The sequence below is a fragment of the Nostoc sp. genome, from assembly GCF_036917195.1.
In the GTDB taxonomy this organism is placed as follows: domain Bacteria; phylum Cyanobacteriota; class Cyanobacteriia; order Cyanobacteriales; family Nostocaceae; genus Nostoc.
Genome location: NZ_JBALDG010000032.1, coordinates 1 through 23,849, shown reverse-complemented (window position 1 = coordinate 23,849; position 23,849 = coordinate 1). Strand labels below are relative to the sequence as shown.

25 protein-coding genes and 1 pseudogene are annotated in these 23,849 nt (G+C 41.9%); 10 read left to right on the top strand and 16 right to left on the bottom strand.

The window, feature by feature from the left end; genetic code table 11:
• Positions 1-568 precede the first annotated feature (568 nt).
• Both V7K40_RS11060 and V7K40_RS11055 read right to left on the bottom strand, forming a co-directional pair.
• Positions 569-1,288: a hypothetical protein gene (locus tag V7K40_RS11060; protein ID WP_334959401.1), complete on the bottom strand. Its 720-nt coding sequence runs from the start codon at positions 1,286-1,288 to the stop codon at positions 569-571.
• 39 nt (positions 1,289-1,327) lie between these two features.
• Positions 1,328-2,629, bottom strand: a complete 1,302-nt coding sequence (locus V7K40_RS11055) for a hypothetical protein (RefSeq protein ID WP_334959400.1) — start codon at positions 2,627-2,629, stop codon at positions 1,328-1,330.
• Between the two features lie 591 nt (positions 2,630-3,220).
• Here V7K40_RS11055 and V7K40_RS11050 point away from each other — a divergent pair.
• The 3 genes from V7K40_RS11050 (at position 3,221) to V7K40_RS11040 (ending at position 5,175) form a co-directional block, all read left to right on the top strand.
• Positions 3,221-3,583: a KGK domain-containing protein gene (locus tag V7K40_RS11050; protein ID WP_334959398.1), complete on the top strand. Its 363-nt coding sequence runs from the start codon at positions 3,221-3,223 to the stop codon at positions 3,581-3,583.
• Positions 3,580-3,930, top strand: coding sequence for a DUF952 domain-containing protein (locus V7K40_RS11045; RefSeq protein ID WP_334959396.1), 351 nt, complete (start codon positions 3,580-3,582; stop codon positions 3,928-3,930). Before V7K40_RS11050 ends, V7K40_RS11045 begins: the two co-directional genes overlap by 4 nt.
• Positions 3,931-4,257: 327 nt before the next feature.
• On the top strand, positions 4,258-5,175 hold the full coding sequence (locus V7K40_RS11040; RefSeq protein WP_334959455.1) for an RluA family pseudouridine synthase: 918 nt from the start codon (positions 4,258-4,260) through the stop codon (positions 5,173-5,175).
• Between the two features lie 260 nt (positions 5,176-5,435).
• On the opposite strand, the gene V7K40_RS11035 is transcribed toward V7K40_RS11040, so the two are convergent.
• A complete protein-coding gene (locus V7K40_RS11035) occupies positions 5,436-6,248 on the bottom strand; it encodes a hypothetical protein (RefSeq protein WP_334959394.1) in 813 nt (270 codons plus the stop codon).
• On the opposite strand from V7K40_RS11035, the gene V7K40_RS11030 reads away from it, so the two are divergent.
• Entirely contained in the window at positions 6,240-6,431 is a 192-nt protein-coding gene (locus V7K40_RS11030; protein WP_334959392.1) for a hypothetical protein, read from the top strand. The two genes, V7K40_RS11035 and V7K40_RS11030, sit on opposite strands and share 9 nt — an antisense overlap.
• Before the next feature lie 428 nt (positions 6,432-6,859).
• Here the strand turns inward: V7K40_RS11030 and V7K40_RS11025 are convergent, their stop codons facing one another.
• The 3 genes from V7K40_RS11025 to V7K40_RS11015 all read right to left on the bottom strand — a co-directional run bounded on the left by V7K40_RS11025 (position 6,860) and on the right by V7K40_RS11015 (position 9,150).
• Entirely contained in the window at positions 6,860-7,627 is a 768-nt protein-coding gene (locus tag V7K40_RS11025) for a phycobilisome rod-core linker polypeptide (RefSeq protein WP_334959390.1), read from the bottom strand.
• Between the two features lie 344 nt (positions 7,628-7,971).
• A complete protein-coding gene (locus tag V7K40_RS11020) occupies positions 7,972-8,532 on the bottom strand; it encodes a hypothetical protein (protein ID WP_334959388.1) in 561 nt (186 codons plus the stop codon).
• Positions 8,533-9,150, bottom strand: a complete 618-nt coding sequence (locus V7K40_RS11015; protein ID WP_334959453.1) for a phycobiliprotein lyase — start codon at positions 9,148-9,150, stop codon at positions 8,533-8,535.
• A 319-nt stretch (positions 9,151-9,469) separates the two neighbouring features.
• Between V7K40_RS11015 and V7K40_RS11010 the strand changes: the two genes are divergently transcribed.
• The 4 genes from V7K40_RS11010 to V7K40_RS10995 all read left to right on the top strand — a co-directional run bounded on the left by V7K40_RS11010 (position 9,470) and on the right by V7K40_RS10995 (position 12,216).
• The gene (locus tag V7K40_RS11010) at positions 9,470-9,637 is read left to right on the top strand and encodes an NblA/ycf18 family protein (protein ID WP_273763921.1); all 168 of its coding nucleotides are present in this window, start codon (positions 9,470-9,472) and stop codon (positions 9,635-9,637) included.
• Positions 9,638-10,053: 416 nt separating this feature from the next.
• Complete coding sequence (locus tag V7K40_RS11005) at positions 10,054-10,611, top strand: bleomycin hydrolase (RefSeq protein WP_334959386.1); 558 nt, start codon at positions 10,054-10,056, stop codon at positions 10,609-10,611.
• Positions 10,612-10,689: 78 nt separating this feature from the next.
• Complete coding sequence (locus V7K40_RS11000; protein ID WP_334959384.1) at positions 10,690-11,184, top strand: bleomycin hydrolase; 495 nt, start codon at positions 10,690-10,692, stop codon at positions 11,182-11,184.
• A 423-nt stretch (positions 11,185-11,607) separates the two neighbouring features.
• Positions 11,608-12,216: a HEAT repeat domain-containing protein gene (locus V7K40_RS10995; protein WP_334959382.1), complete on the top strand. Its 609-nt coding sequence runs from the start codon at positions 11,608-11,610 to the stop codon at positions 12,214-12,216.
• A 140-nt stretch (positions 12,217-12,356) separates the two neighbouring features.
• Here the strand turns inward: V7K40_RS10995 and V7K40_RS10990 are convergent.
• From V7K40_RS10990 to V7K40_RS10945, 10 genes and pseudogenes are all read right to left on the bottom strand, one after another.
• Positions 12,357-14,201: pseudogene (locus tag V7K40_RS10990) on the bottom strand (TonB-dependent siderophore receptor); the annotation flags it as partial.
• Positions 14,202-14,216: 15 nt separating this feature from the next.
• Positions 14,217-14,507 (bottom strand): hypothetical protein, encoded by a 291-nt coding sequence (locus V7K40_RS10985; protein WP_334959380.1) that lies wholly within the window; start codon positions 14,505-14,507, stop codon positions 14,217-14,219.
• A gap of 6 nt (positions 14,508-14,513) precedes the next feature.
• Positions 14,514-14,939: an AMIN domain-containing protein gene (locus V7K40_RS10980; protein WP_334959378.1), complete on the bottom strand. Its 426-nt coding sequence runs from the start codon at positions 14,937-14,939 to the stop codon at positions 14,514-14,516.
• A gap of 237 nt (positions 14,940-15,176) precedes the next feature.
• Positions 15,177-15,362 (bottom strand): hypothetical protein, encoded by a 186-nt coding sequence (locus tag V7K40_RS10975; RefSeq protein WP_334959376.1) that lies wholly within the window; start codon positions 15,360-15,362, stop codon positions 15,177-15,179.
• A 73-nt stretch (positions 15,363-15,435) separates the two neighbouring features.
• On the bottom strand, positions 15,436-16,575 hold the full coding sequence (locus V7K40_RS10970) for a PepSY-associated TM helix domain-containing protein (protein ID WP_334959374.1): 1,140 nt from the start codon (positions 16,573-16,575) through the stop codon (positions 15,436-15,438).
• Between the two features lie 45 nt (positions 16,576-16,620).
• Complete coding sequence (locus V7K40_RS10965) at positions 16,621-16,881, bottom strand: hypothetical protein (protein WP_334959372.1); 261 nt, start codon at positions 16,879-16,881, stop codon at positions 16,621-16,623.
• Between the two features lie 470 nt (positions 16,882-17,351).
• Positions 17,352-19,181 carry a TonB-dependent siderophore receptor gene (locus V7K40_RS10960; protein ID WP_334959370.1) on the bottom strand — a complete coding sequence of 610 codons (1,830 nt, stop codon included), beginning with the start codon at positions 19,179-19,181 and terminating at the stop codon, positions 17,352-17,354.
• A gap of 213 nt (positions 19,182-19,394) precedes the next feature.
• Positions 19,395-19,916 carry an AMIN domain-containing protein gene (locus V7K40_RS10955; protein ID WP_334959368.1) on the bottom strand — a complete coding sequence of 174 codons (522 nt, stop codon included), beginning with the start codon at positions 19,914-19,916 and terminating at the stop codon, positions 19,395-19,397.
• A 1,169-nt stretch (positions 19,917-21,085) separates the two neighbouring features.
• Positions 21,086-21,994 carry a HEAT repeat domain-containing protein gene (locus V7K40_RS10950; RefSeq protein WP_334959366.1) on the bottom strand — a complete coding sequence of 303 codons (909 nt, stop codon included), beginning with the start codon at positions 21,992-21,994 and terminating at the stop codon, positions 21,086-21,088.
• A gap of 32 nt (positions 21,995-22,026) precedes the next feature.
• Complete coding sequence (locus V7K40_RS10945; RefSeq protein WP_334959364.1) at positions 22,027-22,266, bottom strand: hypothetical protein; 240 nt, start codon at positions 22,264-22,266, stop codon at positions 22,027-22,029.
• 447 nt (positions 22,267-22,713) lie between these two features.
• Between V7K40_RS10945 and V7K40_RS10940 the strand changes: the two genes are divergently transcribed.
• Together V7K40_RS10940 and V7K40_RS10935 are read left to right on the top strand one after the other, a co-directional pair.
• Positions 22,714-23,025 (top strand): transposase, encoded by a 312-nt coding sequence (locus tag V7K40_RS10940; protein WP_334959362.1) that lies wholly within the window; start codon positions 22,714-22,716, stop codon positions 23,023-23,025.
• An 84-nt stretch (positions 23,026-23,109) separates the two neighbouring features.
• Positions 23,110-23,568 (top strand): transposase, encoded by a 459-nt coding sequence (locus tag V7K40_RS10935; RefSeq protein ID WP_334959451.1) that lies wholly within the window; start codon positions 23,110-23,112, stop codon positions 23,566-23,568.
• Positions 23,569-23,849 lie beyond the last annotated feature (281 nt).

The following is a 23,849-nucleotide window of genomic DNA, read 5'->3' as shown; positions in this document are numbered from 1 at the left end:
TAAAAAAGAACTAATTTAGGACTTACGCACAGGTAACGGAAAACGAACCACAGAGGACGCAGAGATCACGGAGTAATGAGAGTTTGAGAGGGTTTTTGTATAAGTCCTATAATTAAATAGTGCTACTAAATTTTGAGAATCAACCAAGCTAGTCAAAGGTTACAGATGAACTATAGCAATCCTATTTGATTTGCTTTCCACCGAGAGGCTCAGATCCCCGACTTCTTGAAGAAGTCGGGGATCTTTTTGTTCGTAATATCATTTCTTTGTGAGGCTGCGCCAAATTTTCTTGGTTTCTTATTTCTTTCTTTGTGTCCTACCGTGCGGGAAGCCACATCGTGTCTATGCGTCCTTTGCGGTTCCTTCCTTATTTCGTTTGGCGCATTTTCATACAGAATTGGTATAACTCATTTAAGATTGCTATATCAAGTATTTTTAATGACTTAAGTATCAGTATTTTAACTAAATTGATGTTGACAACTCGATTCTGAAAACAACAATCCTCTGGTTTAAGCCAGAGGATTGTCAATTGCACCACTAATAACTTTAGTCTCATCACATCTAAATTTTAACTTTTATTCAGGGCAGCCCTTAATTGCTTAAGCAGCTTACCAACTTCTAAAAATTGTGGATCTTTTGCAAGTTTTTGGATAACTTTAGGACTGCTTTCCATCACAATCTTGTTGTAAGCAGTAATAGCATCATTTAGTTTTTTTATATCCACATTTGGTGTTTCTCCCTTCTGGGCTATCACTGAATCTGCCATTAATCCTTTAGTGCTGGCAACTAGCTGCATTGGTTGTAATTGTCTTACAGGAACGCCTAATACAGATGCTGATTTATTTCCGGCTAGAGCTAATAAAGCATTTACCAGTGATGCTACTGATGGTGATGATACTCCTAAACTAACTATAGAAACCTGTAGCTGATTAGCTGCTGCTTCTGCATTCACCCCACCCAGTAAGATAACTAGAATGATAGCAGCCGGACTATTTGCATCCGGATTTTGACTGAGTATATTAATGACAGTTTCATTCAAATTATTCTGAACTTCTGTTGCTACGCTAATGCTACCATCACCACTAAATTCAACTTTAACCCCAGGTGCAGGTTCAACAGATGACTCTGAAGATCCTGGGTTAAAATTATCCCCTGATGAGGAAGTAGAATCTTCACTAGTTCCCGTGATGCCAGCAGTACCAGCATTTACTCTAGTAAACCCACCCACTAGATAAGTGAATAAGATTAACGTTAGAGTAAGAATAAGCGAGAATTTTTGTTTCTTCATTGTTTTTATTGTTGATGAAATTCTAAGATAACTCAGCAGTTAAAACTGAAAACTGTACCCTGCACTTAGAGAAAAACCTAAACCACTATTAAGATTGCTAGTAACATCCGTGAAAATAGTATTGATAACTACAGGTGTCTTCTTGAAAGGAGCAAAAGATGCACCCATATTGAGACGATTTCCAGTCCAGCTACTTACTAAAGATACTTCAGGTATGACTCTGAAACCTAAACTAGCAAAAAGATTCACAGGATTTTCATCTGCTGCTATTGCACCTTTAGAACGAAAAGCACCACTGCCAAGTCCTACAGAAACAGTCAAAGGTAATTTGTTATTAGGGTTATTTGATTGCAGTGGAAATGACTTAGTAACTACTCCATAGATAGTATCTTTAGCTTTGTTAACATCTCCCCATTTAATAGGATTTGACCAACCAATAGCTACAGCTGTACCATCACCCAAATATTTGTGTAGCTTAAAACCTACACCGCCACTATCACCAAAATCAAAACTCTCACCACCACCTACACTAGTAATATTGACATTAACTTCCAATCCTACAGATTTAACTGCATCTCCAAAACCAAAACCAACAGACAAAGAACCATCTACCCTATCTTTATCCTCATCTAGAGGGAAAAGTAAACCACCGCCAATATAGGCTTGGCCAAAACTTGCACCATAGGCAGAAGGAGTACCAGCTGTTGAACCTGGGGCGGCTTTTGGCGATTTACCTAGCCTCACGATGGGATCAATTAAAAGTTGTTGGCGTAATTTATTAGTCTCACCAAAAGTATCACCCGAAAATTCTGAAGAGTCTATTTGTACGAAAATTTGAGTTTTTTTCTGCTTCAATATATTAGTCTGCTGTTTTAAATGCAAATCGGTATTACTAATTGGAGAAGCAAATAACTGTTTCGCTAAATTATCATTAATTTTTATCTTTTCTTGAGATTTAAGCCAAAAAATTTTTCCAGAAAAAGAATTGCTGAATGTTTTAGACTTAAAGTTAGCAGTAAAACCATCACTAATGCTTACAGTCTCTAATTTAGTCACAGTATTACTTTTTTTAGATGCCAACAACCTTTGCCGCGATCTGATCTTTTTTTGCTGTGAATTAGGTTTCGATACTATAGAAGATGCTTTTAAATTTTGAGACCTCAATTGAGCCTCTTGATTTTCAGAAATAATATTATCTGCTGCAACTGCCGAGTTGGTAAAAATAGCTGTCAACAGTACAATAAAAGTTATCAAGATTGTCCCTAAATTCCAGTTAGCATAGTTAAAACTAATAATTTGATAAATATTACCACCATTGATAATTTTTTGTATTTTATCCATCAAAATATTCCTTCTATAAAAGTATTTACAGTAATACAACAGCAATTTATACGTCAAACATCCCAATTGAAACTAGTAATATTACGGAAATGTAGCAAATTAACCCGGATTTCTCTTGTAAGAAATCCGGGCATAGCTGTTCTGATTTCATACATCCCAGGCGTAAAGCTCTCCAGCAGTTCACATAAAGTTAAGTCTGGCTGCTGCTGCGGCTTGCTCATCGTCAGAGCATAGTTTACCGTACTTCTCTACGAGACACTGCGCGTAGCTTGCTTCCCCGTAAGGGTACTATAGGCTACTTCGACACTTCGACAAGCTCAGTGCATCGCTGCGCTCAGTACAAGTCAGTGACCACCGTGGGCATCGCCTATTATTCAACTTTTTGTTAAATCAATATCAAAATCTTTAGCTGCACAATAAGTAAGTAGGCAAGAATAAATGAACCTATGTTACGCAATGTAAATGTCCACTTACTTAAATCATCCCTGCCCCAGGCTTTCTATATCTAAGGCGAATTATTTTAAAAATTGGGATGCTCCTACTCTAATTTGCCTTGGAGCGAAGGTATACAGGCACAAACTATAAGTATCAATGCTGCTTGATCTCTCAACATTTCAGGCAAAATTTCATACACAATTAAAGGAAAATAATAACTCTTTAGTTTCAGCACTTTTTCAAATGCTGTGCATAAACGAAGTCAATTTTCAAGCTGAAGATATCACATGGCAATCTTCTGACGAAGGTATAAACTGTAAAGTTTTCAGAGTTGGGTCGTCTACAGGCTGGCAACTAGAAAAACTCAGAATCAAAGTATCTACAGAAATTTTTCCTCCATCAAATAAATTTGAAAATCACAAACTGAACATTACTATAATGTTAGAATTTTATCCTGATAATCCTAATGAACCCGAATCACCTTTAGATGATATTCGTAAAATGATACAAGCAACATGAACACTATTTTCCACATTACCAAATATCAACAATGGGAACAAGCAAAAAATATCGGTAGCTATCGCGCTGATTCGTTAGAGAGTGAAGGCTTTATCCACTGTTCAAAATCAACGCAAATACTCAAAGTTGCAAATAGATTTTTTGATAATCAACAAAAATTGGTGCTACTTTTTATTGATTCTAAAAAAGTACAAGCTGAAATTCGCTATGAACCTGCTGAAATAGACGAATTATTTCCTCATGTTTATGGTGAGTTAAATATTGATGCTGTGTATCAGGTGATAGATTTTGAAGCTGGGGAAGATAGTTTATTTGAGTTGCCGCAAGAAGTTATAAATTTAGAATAACGAACCGCAGAGGACACAAAGGAGGAGAGATGAGAAGTCAGGGGTTTGATGTGGGTGTGTATATTGATAAAATGGCGAGACAAACTCTCGTCCGCCTTCGCAGACTAAGGGCTAATCAAGATTTTGAAACCTACCGAGGTGAGTAAAGCCTCGTGTAGACGCGGTTTCTAATCGCCCAACTATAAGCATTCCGCGCTTTACTTAAAGAACGGGAATTAATCTAGAGCAATTGTGACTGAATTTAATTTACAAATCCAAGAAAATAGCGATCGCTTGTCAACTCCACTGGAGAATGCTGCACCTAGCTTACTTCCCTCCAGAAATACGATCCACTGCGTCAACACCAAAGGCGATCGCCTTGACCGTTACCTTTGCCAAGAATTACCAGACTTATCTCGTTCCCGCATCCAACAGTTAATCGAACAGGGTAACGTCCAACTTAACGATAAAGTTTGTACATCCAAGAAGATTAATGTCAAGGTAGGCGATCGCATCACTCTCGAAATACCACAAGCCCAACCCTTAGAACTGCTTGCAGAAAATATCCCCCTAGATATCCTCTACGAAGACGACCAGTTACTTATTCTCAACAAACCCGCAGGCTTAGTTGTCCATCCTGCGCCCGGTCATCCAGATGGCACCTTAGTAAATGCCCTGTTGGCACACTGTCCCAATTTACCAGGAATTGGCGGAGTCCAACGTCCAGGAATCGTCCATCGATTGGATAAGGATACAACGGGGGCGATCACGATCGCTAAAACAGAAATTGCCCATCATCACCTACAAGCACAACTCAAAGCAAAAACAGCACGGCGAGAATACTTGGGTGTAGTTTACGGTGCGCCAAAAGCTGAAAGTGGCACAATTGACTTACCCATTGGTCGCCATCCCCAAGACCGTAAGAAAATGGCTATTATGTCTGTTGAACAAGGTGGACGATCTGCCCTCACTCATTGGCAAGTACTAGAACGCCTCGGTAACTATACATTAATTCACTTCCAACTAGAAACCGGACGCACCCATCAAATTCGTGTCCATAGCGCCAAAATGGGTCATCCCATTGTCGGCGACCCAGTTTATAGTTCTGGTCATTCAGTGGGCGTAAATTTGCCCGGTCAAGCACTCCACGCCTGGCGACTAAAATTACAGCATCCTCTATCTGGCGAGATGATTGAGGTGACAGCTACCCCTCCCACCCAATTTACAAAACTTTTGGAGATGCTAAAAAGACGAATTGCATCTTAACCTTTTTTTATTCAAAGGCGATCGCCCCCGCTCTCACCTCGGTACTTAACGCCGGGGTTTTTGGTAGTGGAGTGCGTTAGCGTAGCTCACCGTAGGTATCGTGCTCAAGCACTTAACTAACAATTTTTCTTAGAGGAAAGGCGATCGGGTCTGAGGCTGCGGCTTGTTTTTTGTCTTGCCTGATCGTACCTATAAGACGCATAGTATCCTCTTGACAAAAGTGCAATTATCTTAATGTCTCACTCATATCCACTGTGGATTCAAGCACTAGTAACAAATCCTGTCTCTTTGAGCAGCAAGCGTAGTTCTGCATGACGAAGTTTCGTATCCTTCTTGTTATTTTCCCACATATCAGAGAAGAAGTCTTGCATCAGCGCAATGATGCTGCGGTATTTGACGATGCTGGCAACATAGAACTTATCTAACTTCATCACCCCATCAGAATGTATTTGATCGATGTTGTCAAGTAATATAGACCTCAGTTCATAAGGTTTTAAGGCTTCTTTTATGCCATATTTTTCCATTATCTTGCGTTTATCGTTCTTTGAACATAAATCATACGGCGATCGAATAAGGTGACTAAGATTCCGCAGGACTTCACCATAGTCGTAAAATCTGTTCTGCTTAAAGAAAGACTCTTCATCTTTAGTCAACGTAAAACTCTTGTCAAGTACTAAACCAAAATCGGTCAAATATATTTGCTTGCCGTCGGTGAGGATGTTGCGAAAATGTACATCGAAGTGGATGATTCCCTTCCTCCTCAAAAAGGTAATCGTCGTGCGTAAGTCATCCAAGGGTTTCTGAAGTTTGTTGGGGTTTAAGAGGAGCCATCTTTCTAAAACATGGGGTATATACTCTAAAAACAGAACTAACTCATACTTGGCGTTGACTCTATCTAACACATAATTCCCGGCGTTCGTACTATTGCCCCAGTACTCCACATAAGCTTTTATACGCGACTTATCCACATCTGCACGCCGCCTGTTCAGGGGAATAATCCGATAATGGTACATTAGTGGGAAGCTGGCAATTGCCCCGGACAATACCCAGTTGGTCGTCTTGATATGGGTCACAAGTTCCCGAAAGACCCCAAAACCAGTGGAACCGAAGCCGTAATTACAGTAAGTCGGCAGGTCATAGAGGTTTCTGGTGGAGAACAGGTTGTCAAATTCGATGTTCGTAACCGGAATACGTTTCACAAAGACCTTGGATTTCCCAATGACGATGGCGTGATTCATCCCCCAACCCGTGCTTGACTCATTCGACTCACTATGGTCAAACAGAGAAGGCAATTGTACATTATCCAACTGAGCGATTTGTGAACTGAGCTTGAAGTATCTCTTCCTTCTAATTTCTATATGATCCTTAGCCATTTTCCCTATCCAGCCCCAGGATAAGAATCCCTTGGTGCTATTTGATTCTACTCAAATCTGACTTTATCTAGTTTGAAATCTATCAAGCGACGACCGGGGAAGGTAGTTAGGCAAAGTGCCTAAAGTCACAGCGAAACACTTTTCAAACAATCTCTAAGACGTGCATCTAAAAAAACGACTAGCGTGCATCAGACATGGGATAGAGTCTGTTTCACTAGTAATACCTAAATGAAACTCCTACGTAACCCAAGGCTTATGCACGCTATAAAATTATCAAATGGATGTATTAGCCAGCCACCGACCAAAAATCGTTACTTAATTCCAGGTAACTGGCGATAAGGTACAGACTTTTCGATATCGATGTTGTATGGCGAGAGCCTTTGTGGAACGTTGCCAGTTGCATTGATACTTTGTGCCAAAGCCAAGAATAAAGCTGGATCGCCAGCCTTGGGCTTTTGCTCTTGTGGGAGGAATCTGCGTACTTCGACCTGCCAAATGATTTGGGGGAAACCCAGTTTGGCACGGTGGTAATCTTCGTATCGCGGAGACTTGATGTTGAATGGCAACTCACCTTCAGATTGGGATGGCAGTATCCGACGGCGCTGATAGGGCACTGTAGAGTATCCAAAATTGCTCAGGTACTCTTCAGTATTCAGAACTTGATCAATAAAGCCTACAATACCCTTGGTAGCAACTACAATTGACCAAGCGATTTTTTCGCGCTCGTTGTATGGGTCGCGTCCTAGAACCCGCTGGATTACTTGCTCAACAAAGCGATAATTATTGTTGAGGTCGTAGAAGCTTTTCTTAAAGGTATTGGAAAGCACCAACCCACGAACAAAGTCCCGCACTGTAATTTGTCCATTACGGAGTTGGGATTCTAGGAATGTTTCGCGATCGGCAGCAAAGGCATAAAAGAAAAGTTGACGATATGCTGCTTCGATCAGATCACCTAAATCTGACGGGGACAGTATATTGTCTGTAGTAAAAATCCTGGGCTGTTCATCACCCGGTACTTCATATGCAGCTACACGCTGATTTTGGCTTGAAGGGTCATATGTTAATAGAGGAATTGCCACTCTTAGGCCTCCATGTTCTTAATTAAAGTTAACAACTTTAAATCATATATTAAGGGAGTAGTTGGATCAGAACCTGAGATTCTGATAAAATTTCACGAAACTTAACTAAGGGTAATTTAAGTATTCGTAGGAAAAATCATTAGCCTGCTGGATTCAAGCCATAGCTAATTAATAAAGGGGTGGGGCTTGCGGCTTAATGACTACGTAAATGACTAAAAAACTTTGTGCACATATTTCAGATTAGGAGATTCAGTTTCACCTTTTTTAATTGAAGCAATAATTTTTAACATTTAGCAAAAGAAATTAATGGGGTATGGGGCATCGCATTAGTTATTCTCCCTCATTTATACCCCCTGCCTCCTTCGGTGACCTATCCAAAATTCCAAGGGATCCATGGTTGACTTACAGTGAGGCCAGCTACGCAAAGTTGCTTCCATCCCTGCCTCCCAGTAGGGTGGTTCCAATCCCAGTCCTAAACATAGATGAGATAAGATGCTAGCAAACTGCTGATTATGACCAAAGTCTCCTAGATGGGCATGGGCGTATTCATGGACGACTACACCAAACCAGTCTCTAGGTGCAACTCGACCGACATCTACCAGAATAGTGATTGGGTTTGTGAGAATATTGCACAGCCCGTCTATGCCGAAGGATTGAGCTATGGGGACTGCAAAAATTTGGATATGGCGACGCTCTTGGGGATGAAAGCACTCATGACAAACTTCTAAGTAAGTATTGATCTGAGCGTTAACGGTGTTAATATTCTCACCGATCCAAGTGCAAATGGGGATGCGATCACGCAAGTTATCAAACACATCCACCATGCCCGGTTCTAGAGCAAGTCCCTGTACCCGATGCAGATAATCTCGCCCACGAGTAAAAGCATCAGTTCCCTTAAGAATCATTCACCAGCCCAAAACTGAATAAAACTCTCTTTTTTCCAGAACATCCTCCCCAAGTCTTTCTATTACCTGTTCTGTGTTGGAAACCTCAACAGAAGTTTCAATGCGGGTTTCAGTACAAAACGATGCAGTGCTAAAGCCGCCAAACCGTTTTACCGTACTAGTTCGCAGCCGCGTATTTGGGCTGGCGAACCAGAATCTCTCAATGGAACTCATTGTTTCGTATTCGGTTGTCAACACTAGTCCATCTTCATCATCCATGTGAAAAAGACCGACTACAGGCATAATTTCGGCGTAGCCTCTTTCGCGGAGTAATTTGCCAATCCTTGGGTTATCGCCATCAGGCACGATCGCAAATATGGTTTTCCCCTGATGGTTCTCCTCATCCTCTCTGTCCCAAGCCATTGTGCCTAGCCAACGCACCCGTGACCCCCCTACTGACAGGCTGGGGTCAATCTGATGATACTGGCACAGTTCAATGATTTCTGGATGATTGGCATCCAGAGTTTCTACCTGTATATCCGATTCTCCCGTCTCTGAGCGCTTGAAGGCTAGGTGATGAGTTGCCCGTTGCGATCGCCACTTACCAGCACTTAGCTGAAAAAATTCCATTGCGTCTATCAATCTTCTGACTCCTACTTATTACTCCTGCGGATGATGTTTTACAGATTTTTTCTTTTTAGAGTTGTTGGTATATAAACATTCTAAACTTTACAGCGATTAGTGGTCAGCTTTAATAAACTCCCTACAAAAGGAGAGACAGACGTGTTGTTATCTAATTGTAAAGTTTTATTATATTGATTTATTATGGCTTGACAATATGGAAAATATAATATCTAAGTGCTAAAATAGTTGAAAGCGATGTTTACGACGCCCTACGCGTTCACACTAGCAATAACAACAAAATACCCTTCGATTCAGTCAATCAGAGGAATGGCTCATGGACTTCCCAGTCGAATTAACCTTAGAGCAACAGTTTCGCTTACAAAATTTGAAAGACCAGGTAAAGAATTTGAATCAACAAGAGGCTCAGGAATTTTTGTTAGAAGTTTTACGCCAGATGATGGTGAAAGATAATTTGGTTAAACATCTACTAAAACAAGCTTGATCAAGTAAAAAACAAGATTTTTTCCTTAAGACTTACGCAGTGGTCGAGTTCCATTAAAATGTGTAAGTCTTATTTTTTTGTCCAATGACGCCAGTCGCCTCAAGTCGGAAAACCATGCACGGGAGTTCCTCCTGGGTAGCCACTACGTTCGTTCGTTCCCGGGATTCCCCTGGTTGAAGCATATGGCGCTACCACAGCGCTGGTTCCCCAATGCCCAATGCCTATTTAGGCTAAATTTGATTTTTTCGTCAGACTAGCCGAATTACAGGTAAATATTACAGATTATTACTTTGTCTCTCATAGTAAAGACTAGGGTACTATTGATCCCCTATGTTTTTCATTGGCTACTCGCAGTTAATCTGATCGAGAACAGTCCAGAAATAATATCCGCCATTTGTGAATATTAAGGAGAACTCATGGTTCTTGACGCTTTTTCTAAAGCTGTAATTACAGCAGACGCCAAAACTGCTCCTATCGGTGGTGCTGATTTAGCAGCCCTCAAGACTTTCATTTCTGATGGCAACAAGCGCCTTGATGCTGTAAACGCGATCGCTAGCAACTCTAGCTGTGCCGTTTCTGATGCCATTGCTGGGATTGCCTGTGAAAACCAAGGTTTAATTCAAGCTGGTGGTAACCTGTACCCAACTCGTCGTCATGCTGCTTGCCTACGTGATGCCGAAATCATGCTGCGCTACGTGACTTATGCGCTATTGGCTGGTGATTCTTCTGTTTTGGATGATCGTGCTCTCAATGGGCTAAAAGAAACCTATACAGCTTTGGGCGTCCCCACCGGCTCTTCTGTACGTGCTGTAGAGCTCCTAAAAGCTATCAGCGTCGCTCACATCACCAACACCAACACTGAAGCTAACGCTGGTAAAAGGTTCCGCAAGCAAGAAGTAGTTCCAGGCGACTGCTCTGCTCTAGCTGCTGAAGCTGCTAGCTACTTTGATCGCATTATTTCTGCTCTGAGCTAATAGCTCATGGCTAACGGCTATTAGCCAAACGAACTGAAATTCAAACCCGATCAAATCCCATCTGGAGTATAAAAAATAATGAAATCAGTTATCACCACGGTTATTACATCTGCTGATGCAGCAGGTCGTTTCCCATCCACCTCTGACCTAGAATCTGTCCAAGGTAGCATTCAACGTGCTAACGCTCGTCTAGAAGCTGCTGAAAAGCTGGCTTCTGGGATCGATGCTGTAGCTAAAGAAGGTTATGATGCAGCCTTCAAGAAGTATCCTTACTTGAACCAAGAGGGTGAAGCTGGCGACACCCAAGGTAAGAAAGATAAGTGCCTCCGCGACATCAAGCACTACCTGCGCCTAATCAACTACAGCTTAGTTGTGGGTGGTACTGGACCTTTGGATGAATGGGGTATTGCAGGTGCTCGTGAAACATATCGCTCTTTGAATCTGCCTACTGCTCCCTATGTAACCGCAATGACTTACACCCGCGATCGCGCTTGCGCTCCTCGTGATTTGTCTCCTCAAGCATTGGTTGAGTTCCGCAATCTCCTCGACTACGTAATCAACTCCCTGTCATAGTGACACGGATTGACTAGACTTAGAGGAGCGATTGTCATACTCTAGAACTAGGGACTCTCAGTCTGTTGCTTTGCCTAAATTAGGTTGAGTAATCGACTTGGAGTCCTTCAGTTGTGATTAACAGTGAACAGTTATCAGTTAACATTTATTTCAGTTAATTCCCATGTATTGAACTCATTGTCATTACCCACATCTTTTCAATCTCTGGCTTCATTGCTATCGCGCTTGGGTAATAAATTCCAAAGCTAATAGCTCAAGTCCGTTTCAACGGACTAATTGGAGTGAGTTTTAACTAATGTTTGCTATGCATTCCCAGATTTGAATTGTAGGCAAACTATGGTTTGGTGAGTATTTTACTGTTATAAAAATGTGAGTAATGACAAGAATTGAACTTGGGGAATTTAAACAGGAAAATTTTATTTTATGACAATAGATTCTCTATTTGAACAGTTGAAACACCCCAACCCCAATCTGCGGGAACGAGCCATGTGGGAACTGGCTGATGTCCGTGATGAAAATACTATTCCTCGGCTGATGAGTATTTTGGATGAAGAAGATGTAACCTACCGTCGAGCTGCGGTAAAGGCGCTAGGTGCGATTGGTATAGATGCTGTACCATCACTAGTAGAGTCATTAGTGAACAGCGATAATGCGACCATTCGGGGCAGTTGTGCTAAGTCCCTGGCACAGGTCGCCGCCAACCATCCAGACGTACCCTTCCCAACTGAGGGCTTACAGGGATTAAAAACAGCGCTTAATGATCCAAATGGTGTAGTTTATATTGCATCTGTGATGGCTTTGGGTGAGATTGGTTCCCCTGCCTTTGAAATTTTAACTGAGGCTCTCAAAACAACGGATAATGTTGCGGTAGCTGTAGCGATCGTGAATGCACTCGGTTCGATGGGTGATATCCGGGGAGTGGAAGTGCTGACGGCATTGACTAATAATGAATCTGCCGATCCATATGTTCGAGAGTCAGCAGTGAGTGCCTTGCCTCGATTAGATCAAGTGATTAATTATAACAGAGGGTAGCGATCGCTCTTAAATACAACTCCCTTGATCAATCCCAGTAAGGCAGATACATTAAATCAACAAAGGCTCACCTCAACCGAACAATAGCGATACCTAAGCTGGCTACGCCGAAGCATCACAATTATTTCTAGTTAGGAAAATCAAAATTCAATTGAAAATGTCCCCAGAACAGTAAAAGGAGCGCCAGGAGTGATTTGTTCTCTGCTGTAGGTATTCTCAATGTAATCCACATCAAAAATATTTTTGAAGTTAATTCCCGCCCGCCAGTTATTTCTCTTGTAAAAAATACTGGCATCGGTACGCAGATAGCTACTTAGTTCATAGGTATGCTCCAAGTCGCCTTCCCTTTCACCAACGTAAAATAACCCCAAGCCAAAGCCTAACCCTTGCAAATCGCCCCGCTGGATTTGATAGGTTGTCCACAGACTTGCCCCATTATAGGGCACATCTTCAAATCGATTTTCTTGTAGGGGACTATTGTCTTTTGTGACTTTGGCATTGGTGTAGCCGTAGTTGGCAATAATATTCCAACTGGGAAGAATTTCTCCAGCAACATCCAATTCAATACCCTGACTTCCTTGTTCTCCAACCGCAATGCTATAGTCTGTATTATTTGGATCGGTTGTGGCAACATTAGTCTTAGTTATGTCATAAGCAGCTAAATTGGCCGAGAGTCTGCCGTTGAGAAATTCTCCTCTAATCCCCACCTCATACTGAGTGCCGCGCTCCGGCTCCAAAATTGAACCACTGACTGTTGTGGCAGTATTTGGACCAAACGATTGGCTATAACTGGCATAGAGTGACAGTGGTGGTACGGGTTGGTAGACAATGCCAATTCTCGGTGTGAAAGCGTTGGCCTGTACCTGGGTATTAGTGTTAGCCCCTGCACTGTTTGTAAAGCTGCTTTCTTGATCTACAATATCGAAGCGCCCACCCACTAACAGTTTTAAATTATCAGCTAGAGCGACCTGATCTTGGAGATAAATACCTAGATAGTCTAGACTATTATTGAAGGTAACTTTATTTGGAAGATCTCCTTTTGTACGTAGGGGGACGACACGGTAAACCGGGTTGAAAATATTAATGCTAGGGGCACCATCACCAAAGTAGTTAAGTAAGTCGTTCACATCGCGATTGAGATCGACACCTAATAAAAGGGTATGTTTGACTGAGCCTGTGGCAAACTTACCAATCAAGTTGGTTTGGAGACCATAGCTCTGGTTATTTCCATTATTATCGCTCCAACTCCTGGTCAAGTTGCCAGTCGTTTCATCAAGGGTGTCATATCTTGCTCCAACAAACCTCTGCTCGCTTGAAGAGAAGCGGAAAGCATTGCGAAGCGTCCAATTTTCGCTGAAGCGATGTTCTAGTCGATAACTTGCGCTGAACTCATTCCTGAAAGAGAAATTGTCTGGCTCATCCACAACGCGACTATACGGAATGTCTGCAATTTTTCTACCAATTGGTGGGATTCCTGTGATGTCGAACGGTCGCGTATCATCCAAATAGGAAAATTCAAAGGTCAGATCGGTGCGAGCGCTAATCTTCCAAGTCACTACAGGCGAGACAAAAACCCGATAAATGCCTTGGTCAAAGTCGCGAAAGTTTCCACCCCTTTCATCAACGGCATTCAACCGATACAGCAATGTGCGATCACTATTCAACGGACCAGAAAAATCAATGCTCGGTCGAACCAGACCAAAGCTTCCTGCTTGCAGTTCAGCAGAGTAAAAAGGTTCTGATAAGGGTTGCTTCGTCACCAAGTTAATGATTCCACCTGGTTCGACGGTACCAAATAGTACCTCAATTCTCTCCAGATTGGCAGTTTCATTGATTATTGTTCGATCACCATTCTGCCTGAAGCCATCTCGGAAAATAACGCCCCCAAAACCTCGAATGGAAAAAACGTCCCGTGTGCCTCCAAACGAGCTTCCTGATTGAACCCCAGATACATTTCGCAGAGCATCCGTGAGGCGGAAAGTTTGCTGGTCTTTAAGTACCTATTGCGGTACTACCTGAATCGACTGGGGAATATCGCGTAATGGAGTATCGGTTCTGGTAGCTGTTGTCGCATTAGGTGCGTTATAGCCATCTTGCTCACCTGTCACCACTAACTCAATTGGCTCATCACCCTGTGCTGATGGCTGACTTGGTTGTGTCTGACTTGGCGGCTGTTGTGTTTGGGGTTGCGCCTGTTGCCCTCTTAGTGCAGTACTCGCAACGCTGAAAATAATACCCTCGTTAGCACTGTTATACAACTCTACAGTCGGTATACTTTTTTCACCTGTCACACTCACCTAGATAGTCTTAGCATCGAAGTTTGTGACGGTGATGTCAGTAACACCTGCAATTGGCTTATCCGAACGGAATGTAAATGCTTCGCCCGACGGTAGGCGCAGTTGAGCATTGGGAACATCAACAATAAAGATATTACCAGCACTACGATTTACGAGTTGTAATTGTTGACCAAGTAAGGTCTGTAAAATAATATCCACACCTTTATCTGTGGGATTTGCCTGAACTTGAGTAACTTGTACAACTTCTGATGTTGGAGACTGTACTAACATTTCGGCCCTAGTGAGCGGAAGTTTGATTTCGCGGATACTAGGGATATTAGCGAGATCAAATTTTTGCGCTTGTGTTTGTGCCAACCCAAGCGCAATACCCAATAGATACAGAGTGCTTACCATCAACACCACTTGTTGCAATTTATTTGTGATCACTCCACACACCTTTCGTTAAAAAATTTGAGAAAAATTCGCTCAATCGACAATTAATATCAAGAATCTTACCTCAAATGGAGTTGATGTTAATGAGTGCGTCTTGTTGCAGCCGGACTTTTTTAGCAAATTTTCAGCATCGTTTCAAATAATCTCCAGGATTGATGCCGAATTTTTTGCCCAATGCTGCATGAAATGAAGTTGGACTTGCATAGCCCACAACCCATGCAACGTAGTTTTTCATTCAACTGCCCCACAACGGATATATCTTTCGTGCATTGGCTGCCTAACTAGATGTTTTAGCTGTGGGGAAACTTCTCCTCCTACATTGCCTGCTAAAGAACGAAGTAGCTGTGTTGAGATAATGCGTAGAAGCTCTGCTTGTTGTAGCCAGACATCGCTATTTGACACCAGAAGAACAAGCACAAAAGTTAGCGTGGTATCGACACTGATAATTTATACATAAGTCAAATACAAATTTATAATCAATTTTTTGATGTCAACTTAATCGTTTCTGTAGTATCGGGGAGCGATTTTTTACCTTATAGCGATACCACCACATCACAAAGCCAGTAACAGATAAGATTAACGGTGCAAGTCCAACAAATAGGTAGAAAATGCGAGTAGGCCAGCCACCAAATGTACCATAGTGTAGAGGACTAAAAGAATTGAGGATGCGATCGCCCAATGACTGCTTCAAAGAATTATCCACTCGCAAAACTTTACCACTGTACTGATCAAGATAAACACTGCTTTGACCATAGTCTTCAGTTTCTTGGGGAAGTTTAAAGGCTACATTTAAAGCTTCTTCTGGTTTAGTTGGAAAATAAATCCTCCTGAGTGTTCCAGTCGGTAAAGTAGCTTGAGCCGTTTTTAATTGTTCTTTTAGTCCGAGTGGAGACTTACCAGCAACGACAACAGAAACAGGATCTGGTTGCTGCTTGGAGAAGGTGAGTGTGTAGATTATTGGATTGGCTACATCAGAGAAGTTCCAGCAAAATCCCGTGAAAAATGTAAATATCAGAAATACTGCTGCAATCACACCAGCAACTTTGTGAACATCAAAGTTCACTCGCTTGACATGGGCATTCCACTTGATTTTGAATCCAGATATTAACTTGCGCCAACCAGGCCAAAGGATAATACCTGTAATAGTCAGAAACGACATTAGTAAACCAATAATGCCCACAAACTTATTGCCAATATTACCGCCTAAAAGCTCATAGTGGAGTGGGTAGACGATATCATAAAACTTTTGGATGAAGGTTGGTTTCAAGTTATTGCCGAAAATCTTTCCTGTGTAAGGGTTAACGTAGTTTTCTGTCCATTCGTTTTGTTTGGTTTTCAGAATAACATTCATCGGCTCATTTGGCTTTGAAGGTAGATAAATCCTTTGCACTGGTGCGTCTGGTTGATCGGCATAGGTTTTTTTAACAGTGTTGAGAATAACTTCAATAGGTAGTGGTTCACCTTGAGCAGTAATTGTGCCAATTCGGCGCTGCTGATCGAAGTTGCTAATTTCGGAGTGAAAGACTAATAAAGTACCGGTCAAACCGACAATAATTGTAATCAGTCCGACCGCTAAACCAATGTAACGGTGTAGGGTAAATACCAAGTCGCGTAGTTTTTTAGAGTTCATATCAGGTTCCTTAAAATATTCTTGTTTCCCAAGCCAGAGGGAAATTTAGCCGTGGAGAGTGGGGTCAAAACTGCCAAGAAATCGTTCCCTGCACTGTAAAGGGCGCACCAGGAAAGACTTGGCATCTGTTCTGTACGCCTTCGTAATAAGTGGTGTCAAATAAATTCTTGAAATTGATTGCGGCTCTAAATTTGTCAGCAGTCTAGTAGCCGCATCAACACGGGCATAGCTTGACACTTCAAAGGAGTTGTCCAGATCGCCTGCTCGTGAATCGACAAAAAATACACCCCTACACTTACTCTCCACTCACCACTTTCTCTAAACATTGCAGCAAATAGCTGTTAGTTCCTAAGATTAATAATCAGCTACTTGAGAATAAATATTACAGGGGATGAGTTATCAATTGCAAATAATTGTCAGCTTTTTTTAACAAGGATAATTTATAGATAAGTAGGTCGGCGTAAATAATTATCGTTGGGATAAGGCAGGAGGCAGAAAGCAGGAAGAAAAGGGTTTTAGCTTTGTTTACTTTTCTTCACATAGCTTGATTTTATTGTGGCGACTTACTTAATAAGTTTTTAATTAAAATACAGCGATTTCAGTCAATTGAGGGACTAAGTTAGGGGAGGAAAAATTGAACGCACAACCAAACACAGTTTGTAAGCAAAACAATCTTCAATATCTGCCTTAACACCATGTGTCATCCCTACACTTACATCCTCACTTGCTATTAACTCTAAACATTGCAACAAATAGCTGTTAGTTACCGAGATATTTTATAACTCCCAAGAAATCGTTCCTTGAACTGTAAATGGATCAGCCGGATCAACTACACCCCCAGTTGAGCCATCGAAATATCTGACATCAAATAAGTTCTTAAAGTTAACAGATGCTCTCAAGCGATCCTTTTTATAGAAAATAACCGCATCAGTCCGTACATAACCAGGTACGGTGTACAAGTCATCCAGATATCCATAAGCTTCGGTAGCTGCAAAGATACCTCCACCAAAACCAAACCCTTCTAATGTTCCTTTTTGAAAGGTATAGGTTGTCCACAATGAGCCACTATGTCGGGGTATACCACCTAGAGTATTTCCGACTGGATATGTATTGTCTTTAGTGATTTCTGCATCCGTATAAGCGTAGGAAGCAATTACTTTCCAACCAGGTAAGATTTCTCCAGCAATATCTAACTCAATTCCACGAGCGCGTTGTTCGCCTACCTGAATTGAAAAATTGCGATCGCTAGGATCTTCAGTTAAGACATTAGTTTTAGTAACTGTGTAGAAGGCTAAAGTAGAAGAGAGACGATTATTTAAAAAGTCTCCTTTGATGCCGACTTCGTAGCCAGTTCCCCTTGTAGGCTCAAAAGCATCACCGTTTTTACTGCTACCACTCACAGGAACAAATGAGCGACTAAAGTTAGCAAATAGCGAGATTTCTTTTGTCGGTTGGTAAACGACTCCGACACGCGGTGAAAACGCATCGCTATCTGTGACTGTGCTTGAGGCATCAAGAAAATTTTGAAATTCGGAATGATAAGTGTCAAACCTGCCACCCACAAGGAGTTTGAGATTATCAAACACACTTATCTGATCTTGGAGGTAAACACCGAAAGAATCACTATTTTGTGCGTTATCAACACCCCGTTCAGATGGACCATAAGAAAAGTTGTAGACAGGGTTAAAAATGTTCGAGCTACCAACATCAACAAAATCGTACACTTCTCTGTCATACACTTTACCAAGCTCTACACCAAACAAAAGTGTATGCTTGACGAAGCCAGTATTGAATTTTGCAGTTAAGTCATTCTGTAGAAAGTAAGTTTCATGGTACTGATTGTAAGCAAAGCTAAAAAGATTGACAGTTCCATCGTTACTGGCAACATCTCCTCTAAGGGAAAAACGATTTTCTCTTTCTAATGCAGTCGTCACCCGAAAAGCAGTACGCAGGGATAAATTTTGATTAAACTCATGATTGAGAGTCAGGTAAGTTTGTGATTGATCTATAACAAATCGACTTCTAGGGTCGTTGAGATTGCGGCTAATTGGAACATCTGGAATAATCGTACCGCCAAGTAGATATAGCCCATCATCATAAGGATTTTCGGAGTGGAAATATTCACCTTTCAAAGTCAGGTTTGTCTTGTCACCAATTTTCCAGTTCAGTACAGGAGCGACCAAAAATCTTTCTTTGTGGACAAAGTCGCGGAAACTTCCAGAATTTTCGTAAGCAACGTTGAGACGATAACCCAACTTTCCGTCTTGGGTTAATGGAGCGGAAAAATCTAGGGCGGGGCGATAAAAACTATAGCTACCTGCGGTAAAACTTACATTGTAATAGGGTTCAGCTAATGGCTTCTTGGTGACAAGATTGATGATACCCGAAGGTTCCAAGCGTCCAAACAACACCGATGCTGGTCCTTTAAGAACTTCAACTCGCTCGATATTGGCGCTGTCTCGAAAGCCGCGAGTGGCGGAACCATCATCAAGGAAACCATTTTTATAAACGTTGGCATCGAATCCCCAAATTGTGTAATTTTCTCCGCGATCGCCAGCAGTTTGTGAGAGTGCTACACCGCTCACATTACGTACGATGTCAGTCAAACGAACCGCATTTTGATCTTGAATCACTTCACGGGGGATAACTTAAATCGATTGGGGAATGTCGCGTAAGGGTGTATCGGTTTTGGTTGCAGTTGAGGCATTGGATGAATTGTATCCATCTTGCTCACCTGTCACCACCAACTCAATCGGTTCATCACCCGATGCTGATGGTTGACTAGACTGTGTCGGGTTTTCTGGCTGCTGTGTTTGGGGCTATTGTGTTTGAGGTTGCGCCTGTTGCGTTGGTGCAGTACTCGCTACGCCAAAAATCAAACCCTCGTTCGGACTGTCATACAACTCGACAATTGGTACAAAAGTTTCCCCCGTCACTGTCACTCGGATTGTATTGGCATCTAAGTTAGTTACTGTTATCTCAGTAATCCCCGCTAGTGGCTTTTGGGAACAAAACGTAAACCCATCGCCATTAGGTAAACGCAGTTGAGCATTGGGAATATCAGCAATAAAGTTATTACCAGCACTGCGATTAGTAACTTGTAACTGTTCCCCTTTGGTTGTTTGTAAAATCACCTCCACACCTTTGGTGGTGGGATTTGCCTTAACTGCTGTGACTTGGACTAATTCAGGAGTTGGCGTATTTGGTGGTGCTGGTGACTGCACTAGTAATTGTTGAGCGCTGGTGTTAGTCAGTTCTATTTCACTAAGTCTTGGAATTTCTTTAATCACCCTGGAATTGCGTAGTACTTTTGCGTTCCCGTTTCGGGTTGCCGCTGGCATCGCAGATTTATCTTGTACTTGTTGAGCAATTGCACTGATTGTAAGGCAGAACCAAATAGAGCTTGTGACCAAAAAGAATCTTTAATATTTGCTTCAATACCATTTTTCACCCCTACACCCTAACACCTACATCCCCACTGAGCATTACTCTCAAAAACAGGCTATTTGCTGTTTTTTTATTGAGATTAGTAATCAGCTATTTGAGAATAAATCTTACAGTAGATGACTCAGCAGTTGCAAGTAATTATCAGATATTATGGACAAAGGGAATTAACATATAATAGTTTAAATAGCTATTCTGCCCACTTCATGCGTTTGCTGGTAAAATAGCCAAATACAGTTAGTTCTTAAAATCCGTGTTGCAGAGTGCGTAAACGCGTTGGCGTAGCCTCTGGTAGAGAAGCGGCTTGTCGTACCCCTACGGGGAAGCAAGCTATGCGATAGCGTCTCTGAAAGAGAAGACATCGCTCATCCCTACATGTATGCTAACTCCAGTGATAACGGCGGATTTTTTAGACAAGACTCTAGAATTTCTCTAGCTTGATGAATTCGGTTAATGCTTGAAGTTTTCAGTTTAGCGATCGCTGCAAGTTACTTTGTTCTGCCAAAATGGGCGCTAGTTGCAATGTGATTAATTTAATTGCTTTGCCCTGCAAATAAAGTTGCTTTGTAGTGCCTTAATTATGACAGTTGATAATTTGTCTTGCCACTAATTGCAATGCTGGGTTGATTTATAAATAAAGCAGCGTCTGCCAGTCATTGCCCTTGACTAAAAAACTTAAATCTGGCTTCATAGCTCCATCTGCTTTTGGAAAAAACCTTGCTCACAAATCAGGAGAGATTTAAATATTCACTCCCAAAATTCTGTCGTTTTTCTAAGATTCTATTGTCCATGAGCGTTGCACACCACTATCATAAATCAATGTACAACTTTCACTAAAATATTGTCTCTGACTATCTCCTATGGAGCCAGAAAAGAGAATACTAAACTCAACTAGGTAATCCCAAGTTGGAACCCTAATCAACAACTTCTGTCCACAGTTCTAAATTATCTTTTAATGTCAGGAAAATAGTCATAGTTGGCGACTGATGATTGGATTAATGCTATTAATTTGCAATAATTTTACAGGAATCAGTGCAAAAATTAGTGATAGTAAATGTGCATTGCTCTATTCCCAAGCATCTTCCTCTAACTGTCTCTCAATTTGAGAAATCGCCAACTTGAACACTGCCTGAACCCCCGCTTCCTCTTCCTTGGTCAATACGGCTTGCAGGGGTTCTAAAGCAGCCCCATCGCCAATCTTCATCAATGCCAAAGCTGCCGCTTTTCGAGTTTCCCAATCGGCATGATGCAGTAACTCAATGAGGTTAGGAATCGCTGGCTGATAGGTCAGGCTACCCAAAGCTGCTGCTGCTTCACACCGGACAATTGCAGATTGATCGGTGAGAGCATTAACTAAAATATTAAATGCTCCTTCTTGGGTACTTTCTTCAGCTATTTTGGCGATCGCACCCACCACCGCAGCACGAACTTCAGGCGAGTCAGAGTTAATCTCTTGATATAAGTGCTCCTTCGCCTCTGCTCCAATAAATCCCAATGCCCATACTGCATATCCTTTGGCACTTTCTGGATACTCGTTTGATGCTAAGATTTTTAGTAATGCTGGCACAGCGGGCTTACCTATCTTGGCCAGCGCTCCCACCGACGAGGCTTTGACCACCGTATCTTCATCATTTAATAGAGCCTTGAGCAAGGTTGGAATTGCGATCGGATCAGCGATCAGTGTCAAGGTTTTGGTGCTAGCTCTTCGTACAACTGGGTTTGGGTGATTTGCTACAGCTTCCATCAATAAAGGGGCCGCTGGTTTACCGATTTTACCCAATGCCTCGGCAAAACTCAACCTAACCATCCCCCGTGAGTCTCCCATACTCTCAATCATCTGCTTGAGTAGGTCTTGGTCATCAGGATTGAAGGTGTTTAAGCCTAATTGCTCACTCACCGCTGCAAATAAAGCATCAGTTTCTGCCTGAGACAGATTTAACGAATCCTCCCCGGATTGAGTTTTGGAGTTGAGCATATGACTTATAGCTAAATTATCAAAATGGATTACTAGTTGCTGACGTTTAAGGCAGCTTGGTGATTACGGAGTTCCTGGATGGCAGAATCAATCTTGGCAAGCTCAGGCTCCAGTTTTGCCATAACATTTACTCTCATCAACTTAGCCCGTTTTGCTGTTTCCATAGTTTCTTGGACTAAACGTTCGCGATACTGCTCAAGTTCTGCAATAACTTCTGCTACATCTTGAGCGTTTACGTTATCGGTTGTTGTGAGTTCTGAAGCTTCATCCATAACTTTTGTTTCCTAAATATGTGTTTAGATGAATGATATCTGGTCAGTGTTCGACTATCGTTTGTATTTGGTTACTCGCTAAAAACCAGCACTTAGCTGTTACATACAATTGAGCAATTGGCAAGAGGCAACTGACTAATAGCTAACAAATGCATATATTCCGATCTTCTCAGATCGCGTAACCACTGGTAAAGCTTTTGACGCAAATCTTCAAAAGTCGAACCAAATTATAAACTTCGATCCAACTTATGATAAGTCTTTTAGGCTTTTTTGAATGAAAGTGCCGCAGCTACGCCCATCGTAGACATCGTGCTGGCATGGTCTAACACAGTACAACAGGAGAAGTCGTGATGATTACCAATCCTTGTCTTCAAGCTGTTATAGAACCCATTTGACATCTTTTACTGTCTTGAAGTAAAGTGAGCGCAAAAGTCGTATCCAGCAGTTATGCCATACTCTAGCAGCCTGACAGACGAAGAGTGGATAATCCTCGAACCCTTACTGCCTCAAATATTGTTGACTAAGAAGCAGACGAGACCACCTAACTGGACAAAGCGAGAAATTTTGGATGGTATCTTTTATCAACTCAAGAATGGCTGCAACTGGGAAGACTTACCCAAGGACTTACCCCCTTACTCGACGGTATATTGGCATTACAAGCAGTGGCGGGCCCAAGGAGCGATCGATAAACTAATGAGCATTTTACATGGGCAAGTGCGTGAGCAAGTTAAAAAAAAGCCAAGTGGACAACGTTGTTGATCATCGACTCTCAAGCGGTAAAAAATACCTGTAATGCTAGCACAGCATCGCTCATGATATTGTTTCTACAAGTCGACAAATGGTATTAAAAGACATCTAGCCGTTGATACCCTGGGATTTCCCTTTTTTACTCACTGCACTCAGGCGAATGTATCTGATGATATGGGTTTGATTGAGACGTTGGCTAAAAACATTGATTATTTCAAGTCAAAACCCGTTAATATTCCCAAGATCACCATCCTGCTAGACCACGGTTATCACCCTGAACATCTGAGGGAGGAGTTAGAAAAGGTTTATTCCCAAATCATGACGAAAATCAGGTTTGAACTTTCGGCAAAACCATCGAAACAAGAAAAGAAAGACCAAGGTAAATCGGGGTTTGTTCCGGTTGCAGCGAGGTGGGTGATTGAGCGGTCAAATGCTTGGATGGAGAGATGCAAAATTCTTGTCAAGAACTTTGAGAGAACTCTAGCTAATGCGACTACCAAAGTTAATCTTTGTTTTATTCGGCTGATGCTTAAGAGGCTTGCGGTCTCTTCTTAGATGTCAAATGGGTTCTATATCCTTGGACTCCATAAACCTGTCAGTTCACAGATAAGGGCACTCTACTGCCGAGGCAAGGTCGGATCAAGTTATCCGGAAACTTCTCAACGTCTCCCCTCTATCAGGTTTCTGCGATGCGATCTGCTTTGCAGCAACGCTAGGCTAACGCCTCGCTTCGCTAACGTGATCGCTTTCAGCCCCGAATCATCCCGAATCAATCTTCCAATTAGGCGTATAACCAGAAGTAACTTGGCTATACATTTGCAAGACCGATGCAGAAA